Source organism: Nonomuraea sp. NPDC003201 (assembly GCF_053590415.1).
In genome coordinates, this window is record NZ_JBSFTC010000437.1 from 1 (window position 1) to 7,184 (window position 7,184).

At 71.3% G+C, this 7,184-nt stretch carries 7 protein-coding genes; 4 read left to right on the forward strand and 3 right to left on the reverse strand.

Features of this window, described 5'->3' with window-relative positions:
* Positions 1 to 40: 40 nt before the first annotated feature.
* The gene (locus ACWDX9_RS56995) at positions 41 to 1,852 is read left to right on the forward strand and encodes a beta-N-acetylglucosaminidase domain-containing protein (RefSeq protein ID WP_449971417.1); all 1,812 of its coding nucleotides are present in this window, start codon (positions 41 to 43) and stop codon (positions 1,850 to 1,852) included.
* Between the two features lie 12 nt (positions 1,853 to 1,864).
* Here ACWDX9_RS56995 and ACWDX9_RS57000 read toward each other — a convergent pair whose 3' ends face one another.
* Both ACWDX9_RS57000 and ACWDX9_RS57005 read right to left on the reverse strand, forming a co-directional pair.
* Positions 1,865 to 2,599, reverse strand: coding sequence for a hypothetical protein (locus ACWDX9_RS57000; RefSeq protein ID WP_449971419.1), 735 nt, complete (start codon positions 2,597 to 2,599; stop codon positions 1,865 to 1,867).
* Positions 2,600 to 2,772: 173 nt separating this feature from the next.
* Positions 2,773 to 3,333, reverse strand: a complete 561-nt coding sequence (locus ACWDX9_RS57005; protein ID WP_449971422.1) for a hypothetical protein — start codon at positions 3,331 to 3,333, stop codon at positions 2,773 to 2,775.
* Between the two features lie 241 nt (positions 3,334 to 3,574).
* Here ACWDX9_RS57005 and ACWDX9_RS57010 point away from each other — a divergent pair, with 241 nt between their 5' ends.
* Positions 3,575 to 4,267, forward strand: a complete 693-nt coding sequence (locus ACWDX9_RS57010) for a glycoside hydrolase family 12 protein (protein ID WP_449971424.1) — start codon at positions 3,575 to 3,577, stop codon at positions 4,265 to 4,267.
* Positions 4,268 to 4,273: 6 nt separating this feature from the next.
* On the opposite strand, the gene ACWDX9_RS57015 is transcribed toward ACWDX9_RS57010, so the two are convergent.
* Entirely contained in the window at positions 4,274 to 4,900 is a 627-nt protein-coding gene (locus ACWDX9_RS57015; protein WP_364248707.1) for a TetR/AcrR family transcriptional regulator, read from the reverse strand.
* An 84-nt stretch (positions 4,901 to 4,984) separates the two neighbouring features.
* Here ACWDX9_RS57015 and ACWDX9_RS57020 point away from each other — a divergent pair, with 84 nt between their 5' ends.
* Positions 4,985 to 6,187: a cytochrome P450 gene (locus tag ACWDX9_RS57020; RefSeq protein ID WP_449971427.1), complete on the forward strand. Its 1,203-nt coding sequence runs from the start codon at positions 4,985 to 4,987 to the stop codon at positions 6,185 to 6,187.
* Between the two features lie 78 nt (positions 6,188 to 6,265).
* Positions 6,266 to 7,165, forward strand: coding sequence for a CHRD domain-containing protein (locus tag ACWDX9_RS57025; protein WP_449971429.1), 900 nt, complete (start codon positions 6,266 to 6,268; stop codon positions 7,163 to 7,165).
* The last annotated feature ends 19 nt before the right edge of the window (positions 7,166 to 7,184 follow it).

The following is a 7,184-nucleotide window of genomic DNA, read 5'->3' on the forward strand; positions in this document are numbered from 1 at the left end:
TGCGCTTATTTAACAATTTATTTGTCACTGGTTAGATCCCATGATCGCCAACCTATGTCTAGGGCCAAATCCCAACGTCGCCGACGGCCAGACCGACCCCGCCGCCCGCGACCGCCTCGTACGGGAGCTCAGGGCGCACGGCGCCGGCCGGGTGGACACGGTCGCCCCCGACAAGATCCCCGCGGGCACGTCCGGCCTGCTCAAGGTCCGCCTCGGCCCCGCGGCCCGCCCGGACATCGCGCAGGCGCTCGGCGGCACGGTCGTCCCCGGCCAGGCCGAGGGGTACGCGTTGCGGGTCTCGGGCGGCACGCCGCGCCAGATCGCGCTCGGCGGCAAGGACGCCGCGGGCCAGTTCTACGCCGTGCAGACGCTGCGGCAGCTGTTCGTCCCGTCCGGCGGCGGCTGGCAGGTGGCGGGGGTCCAGGTCAGCGACTTCCCGTCCATGCCGCTGCGCGGCACCATCGAAGGCTTCTACGGCGCGCCGTGGACCCACGCCGAACGCCTCGACCAGATGGACTTCTACGGCGACGTCAAGGCCAACACCTACATCTACGCCCCCAAGGACGATCCCTACCACCGCGACAAGTGGCGCGACCCCTACCCGGCGGACAAGCTCGCCGAGCTGGGCGAGCTGGTGGCCCGGGCCGGCGCCAACCACGTCCGCTTCACCTTCGCGCTCTCCCCCGGCGTGTCGATCTGCTACTCCGACCGCGCGGACCGCGACATCCTCAAGCGGAAGCTGCAGGCGCTCTACGACCTGGGCGCCAGGGCGTTCTCCATCCCGCTGGACGACATCAGCTACACCCGCTGGAACTGCGCGGCGGACGAGACGGCGTACGGCGCGGCCGGACGCACCGCCGCGGCCAAGGCCCAGGTCGACCTGCTCAACGACCTGCAGCGCGACTTCATCGCCACCCACGACGGCGCACAGCCGCTGCAGATGGTGCCCACCGAGTACGGCGACCTGACCGACACCACGTACAAGCAGACCATGCGGGCCTCCCTCGATCCCGCGGTCGAGGTGATGTGGACCGGCACCGACACCGTGCCGCCGGAGATCACCAACGCGCAGGCCGAGAAGGCGGCGCAGCTGTTCGGGCGCAAGGTCTTCGTCTGGGACAACTACCCGGTCAACGACTACGGCAACACCAGTGGCCGGCTGCTGCTGGCGCCCTACGACAAGCGTGAGGGCGGTCTGGCCGCGCACCTGTCCGGCATCGTGGCCAACCCGATGAACCAGCCGTACGCGAGCAAGGTCGCGGTCTTCGGCGCCGCGGACTTCACCTGGAACGACAAGGCGTACGACGCGAGGAGGAGCTGGCCGCGCGCCATGGCCTATCTCGCCGGCGGCGACCAGGCGGCCACCGCGGCCCTGCTGATCTTCGGCGACCTGGAGCACATGGCTCCGACCTTCGGCGGCACCCCCTGGCAGTCCCAGGCGCCCGAGCTCGCCGCGCGGGTGGCCGCGTTCTGGCAGGCGTGGGAGGCCGGGCGGCGCACCCAGGCGATCACCGCGCTGCGGCCGTACGCGAAGGCCATCGCCACGGCGCCGGCCACCATCCGCGGCGGAGCGGTGCAGAAGGGCTTCACCGACGACGCCGCGTCCTGGCTGGACGCCACCGAGCTGTGGGGCCGGGCGATGGTGGACCTGCTCGACGCGCTGCAGGCCCGGGAGGCCGGGGACGAGACCAAGGCCGCCGCGTTGCTCGCCGAGTCGCGTGAGCTGCAGCGGCAGGCCCGCGCCGTCCGGGTCAGCCCGCCGCGCAACCGCTGGGGCGCGGCTCAGCCGCAGGTCGGCGACGGGGTGCTCGACGTCTTCCTGGCGGCGGCCGACGCCCGGCTCCAGCGGTGAGCGGCCGGCGGGTCAGCCGAACTCCTCGACGTACTCCTCCGGCGGGCCCAGCTCGGGACGGTCGCGCAGCTCCAGGGTCGTGCCGAGCCGTTCGAGCTCTAGGACCGTCACGGCGTTGCGGCCCGCGCGGAGCAGCGGCGCCGGGCAGTACAGCGTGACCTGCGGCCCGATGTCCCAGTAGCGGCCGAGCAGGAACCCGTTGACCCAGACGAGGCCGCGCCGGGAGCCCGGCAGAGCGAGGAAGGTGTCCGCGGGCGTCTCGACGTCCACCGTCGCGACGGCGAACCGGGCCATACCGGACCCACGACCGGCGCGCTCGGCCTGCCCGGACCCACGACCGGCGCGCTCGGCCTGCCCGGACCCGCGACCGGCGCGCTCGGCCTGCTCGGGCCCGCGACCGGCGCGCTCGGCCTGCTCGGGCCCGGGACCGCCTTGCTCGACCGCACCGCCGTCGAGGGCGCGGGTCAGCTCGGCGGTGGACCACTCCTGCGGGGCGATCGGCGTGCTGTCCCAGCCCTGCACGATCCGCCGATCCACGAGGACCGGGCCGATCAGGCCCTTGTGCCCGCCGATGCCGGGCCCGTAGTTCACCCGGCCGAGGCTCTCGACCAGGACCTCCAGGTGCACGGCGGCGCCGGTGCCGCGGACCGGCAGCTCCCGCTGGTCCGGGCCGGCGACGCCGAGGAAGGCGCCGTCGGCGAAGACCAGGGCCCGGTCGCGTACCTCGGTGCAGCTCCCCGATGCCACGCTCGATCAGGGCCGCGCGGTTCCGGCGCAGGTACGCCTGGTCGTCGCCGAAGCTGCCGAACATGTACCTGGCCTGCGTCGCCGACCAGGTCGACCGCCCGACATAAGCCCACAAACCCGCACCCTTTGCCTGACCTGCAACAACACCCCGAACAACCACCGACAACCGAGCATCAAACCCGGCAGACCACAACACCGGGAGCACCATGAGAACTGGAACGAGAGCAGCCCTCGCCGTCATCACCGGCGCCCTCACCACGACCGCCACGTTCCTCATCACCGCCGCCCTGAGCCCCGTCCCGACCCCCGCCCAGCCCAGCCTCCAGCCGCCACGGCCCCACTGCGCCGGCCGCCACGGCACCTGGCACCCCACCAAACGGACGTGCCGCCGCGACCCCGTCGGCCGGCCCCGTGAGCTCAGCCCGGCTCGGCCGGGGCCAGCCGCGCAGCAGCGGTAGGAGCCGCTGGCGTCTGATCTCCGACAGGTAGGGGGCGTCGAACCTGCCGGGGGCGGTGTAGAGGTTGCCGTCGAGCACCTCTCCCCGCGCGGCCAGGTCGAGCAGCCGCGGCCGGCCGACGGCGGCGCGCCAGTTCGGGTCGCGCGAGATGCCGCCTCCGGCCATCTTCCCGGCCCTGGCCCCGGCGTCGGCCACCCTCCCGGCGGTCTCGGAGGCGTCGCCGAAGTACAGCGGGGCGTGTCGGCGTTCGCCCCGGACGACCGTGCGCGGCGCCACGGCGGAGCCGGTGACGCTGAAAGTGCTCGCAGTGGCAGGTGACAGGGTCGCGGCGGCGGAGGCGAGGTTGGCCGAGTGCCGGTAGCCGGGCCGGACCGCGATCAGCGGCTGGAACGGCGTCGTCGCCGTGGCCTCCGCGAAAGTTTCACCCGAGGTTGACCGGCCGAGTCAACAGGCGCAAAGTGTCGTTTAGTTTGGATGTCAGCCAAACTAATCAATTGGCAGGCAGAAGGGATCCTGCATGCGCAAGATCATGCGTTCCGCCGTCCCCGTTTGCGTACTGGCGATGGTCGCCGTCCTCTTCGCCCCGCCCGCGCTGGCCGCCACCTGGTCCTCCACCGACCGGTGGGGCACCTGGTCCAACGGCGGCTACACGCTCTACAACAACATCTGGGGCAGCGGCGCCGGCCCGCAGACCATCTGGGCGAACTCCTACAGCAACTGGGGCGTGTGGGCCAACCACCCCAACACCGGCGGGGTGAAGTCGTACCCGAACGCCACCAAGTACGTCGGCAAACGCATCAGCGCCCTCGGCAGCGCCACCAGCAGCTTCAACGTCACCGTGCCGAACGGCGGCTCGTACACGACGGCGTACGACATCTGGGACTCGGCCAACGCGTACGAGATCATGCTCTGGATGAACAAGCACGGCGCCGTCGGCCCGATCGGCTCCCGCCAGACCGGCGCCACGGTGGGCGGCCACAGCTGGGACGTCTACCGCGGCAGCAACGGCGCCAACCAGGTCTTCTCGTTCGTCAGGACCGGCAACACCAACTCCGGCACCGTGGACGTCAAGGCGGTGCTCAACTGGCTGCGCACCAACGGCTGGATGGGCGACGTGACGCTCGGCAACGTGCAGTTCGGCTACGAGATCACCTCCTCCAGCGGAGGGATGGACTTCGTCACCAACAGCTTCTCGGTGTCCGCCGGCTGACCGCTCCTAGGCCTGGGGGTGGTCGTCCCCTCGGTAGACGGCCATCAGCAGCGGGCGGGTCAGGTCCGCCATCTCGGCGGGTGAGCGCGGGCAGTCGTGCTGGAGCCAGTCGGTGGCGACGCCGATGAGCGCGCCCGCCGTGAACGCGGCGGGCACGTCATGCGGGGTCCGGGCCGTGTAGTCGGTCGGGGTGTCGTCCCCGGTGGCCTTGCGGCGCGCGCCGACGTAGGCCGCGACGGTGGCGTGGCGGCGCACGTGGTCGATGACGCGCGCGCTGCCCTGGGGGCCGAGCACGCTGCGGTAGAGGCCGGCGTGCTCGTCGAGGTGGGCGAAGAAGGTCAGCAGCGTGTCGGGGGCGTCGTCCGGAACGTCCCGGACACCGGGGTCGGGGATGGCCTCGATCAGGTCGTCGATCATCGTGGTGCACGCCGCCTCGGCCAGTTCGTGCACGTCACGGTAGTGGTCGTAGAACGTGGAGCGGCTCACCCCGGCGCGTTCGGCGACATCGGCGACGCTGATCCTGGACAGGTCGCCGTCCTGGACGAGGTCGATCAGCGTGCGTTGCAGGGCCGCCTGGGTGCGGCGCACCCGCGGGTCGCTCAGGTCGCTCTTTCTGTCTCTGGTGAGGGCCACGCCTCAGTGTACTGTGCCCTACATCTGTAGGTTAGCCTACAGATGTAGGGAAACTTGGGAATGGCACGCTGATTGGGGACAACCGTGACCGCTGACTCCGCTGAGACGCTCCAGATCACCCGCACCTGCCCGTACGCACCGCCCGAGCAGCACCTTCGCCTCCTGCGTGAGCAGCCGGTCACCGAGGTCGCGCTGCCGGGCGGTTCGAACGCCTGGGTCGCCGCCCGCTATGAGGACATCCGTACGGTCCTGAGCGACCCGCGTTTCAGCGCCGACCGCCGCCATCCCAACGCCCCCAGGCTGAGCGGCGAGATGGCGCCCGGCGAGTCGCCGCTGCCCAAGATGATGCTGGAGATGGACCCGCCCGAGCACGGTCCGGCGCGACGCGCCGTGATCGGGGAGTTCACCCTCAGGCGCATCGCGGCCCTGCGGCCGCGCATCCAGCAGATCGTGGACGAGCACCTCGACGCCATGCTGGACGGCCCCCGCCCGGTCGACCTGGTGCGGGCGTTCGCCCTGCCGGTGCCCTCGCTGGTGATCTGCGAGCTGCTCGGCGTGCCGTACGAGGAGCACGACTTCTTCCAGACGCACTCGGCGCAGCTGCTCAACCGCGCCGCCACGCCGCAGGAGCGCCAGCACGCCTCCTTCGAGCTGGCCGTCTACCTGGACAAGCTGATCAGGGCCAAGGAGGAGGACCCGACCGACGACCTGCTCGGCCGCCAGGTGGTCAAGCAGCGCGAGAGCGGCGAGGTGGACCACGGCGCACTGCTCAGCCTGGCGTTCCTGCTGCTCATCGCCGGGCACGAGACCACGGCCAACATGATCTCGCTGGGCACGTACATGCTGCTGCGCCACCCCGACACGCTCGCCGCGCTGCGCGAGGACCCGAGCAGGACGCCGGGCGCGGTCGAGGAGCTGCTGCGGCACTTCACCATCGCCGAGTTCGCGATCATGCGGGTGGCCACCGAGGACGTGGAGCTCGGCGGCGCGGTCATCCCCGCGGGGGCGGGCGTGCTCACGCTGGCCAACGCCGGCAACCGCGATCCGGAGGTGTTCGCGGACCCCGACGCGTTCGACATCGAGCGCGACGCCCGCAGCCACCTGGCCTTCGGTTACGGCCCGCACCAGTGCCTGGGCCAGAACCTCGCCCGCGTGGAGCTGGAGATCGTCTTCGACTCGCTGTTCCGCCGGATCCCGGACCTGCGGCTGGCCGTGCCCGCCGAGCAGCTCTCGTTCAAGGACGAGGCCAGCGTGTACGGGATGCACGAGCTGCCCGTCACCTGGTGACGCAGAACGGTTGAACCAAGTTCATGAATCGGCCCGTACCTCCCAGGAGTAAGCAATCACCTAACCAAGGGCCGATTCATGAACAAGCGCACCCTCGTTCTTCCTGGCCTGGCCGTCACCACCGCACTGGTCGCCGCTCCCGTGCCACCGGCCGCCGCGCAGACCAGCACTCCCGTCTACCTGGCCGCCAGCCTCGCCGGCAAGCACGAAGTGCCCGCACCCGGCACCAAGGTCGGCGATGACGACGGCGCCGCCCTCGCGGTCTTCCGCATCCACGGAAACCGCGTCGACTACGCCGTCCGCTGGAGCAACGTCAACGCCCCCAGCGGCTTCCACATCCACAAGGGCAACGCCGGCCAGAACGGCGAGGTCAAGATCCCCTTCATCACCACCGCCCTGCCGGCCCAGCTCCACGCCATCAAGGGCACCGTCATCGTCAAGGACCTCAACCTCCTCGGCCGCATCCTCAACAACCCCCAGGGCTGGTACGCCAACCTCCACAACGCCGACTTCGCCGGCGGCGCCGTACGGGCCCAGCTCCAGCGCATCCGCCCCGTCGCCCTGGAGAGCGTCCTGGCCCACGGCTTCGGCCGCACCCTGACCACCCGCGCCGACGGCAAGCAGGAGATCCCCGCCCCCGGCACCAAGGTCGGCGACCACAACGGGCGCGCCGCCTGGCTCGTCCAGCCCGAAGGCGACCGCGTCTGGTTCGCCGCCACCTGGAAACACGTCGACACCCCCACCGCCGCCCACGTCCACCGCGCCCCCAAGGGCAAGAACGGCCCCGTCGTGGTCCCCTTCTTCGAGGCCAAGGACGGCCTGCCACCCAGCGTCAACGGCCTCGCCGGCAGCTCCAAGACCGACACCGCCACCGCCCGCCGCATCTGGAAGAACCCCAAGAACTGGTACGCCAACCTGCACAACGCCAAATTCCCCGGCGGCGCGGTCCGCGGCCAGCTCTACCGGGGCGACTGGTAGCGGGGATCTCCTCGGCCCG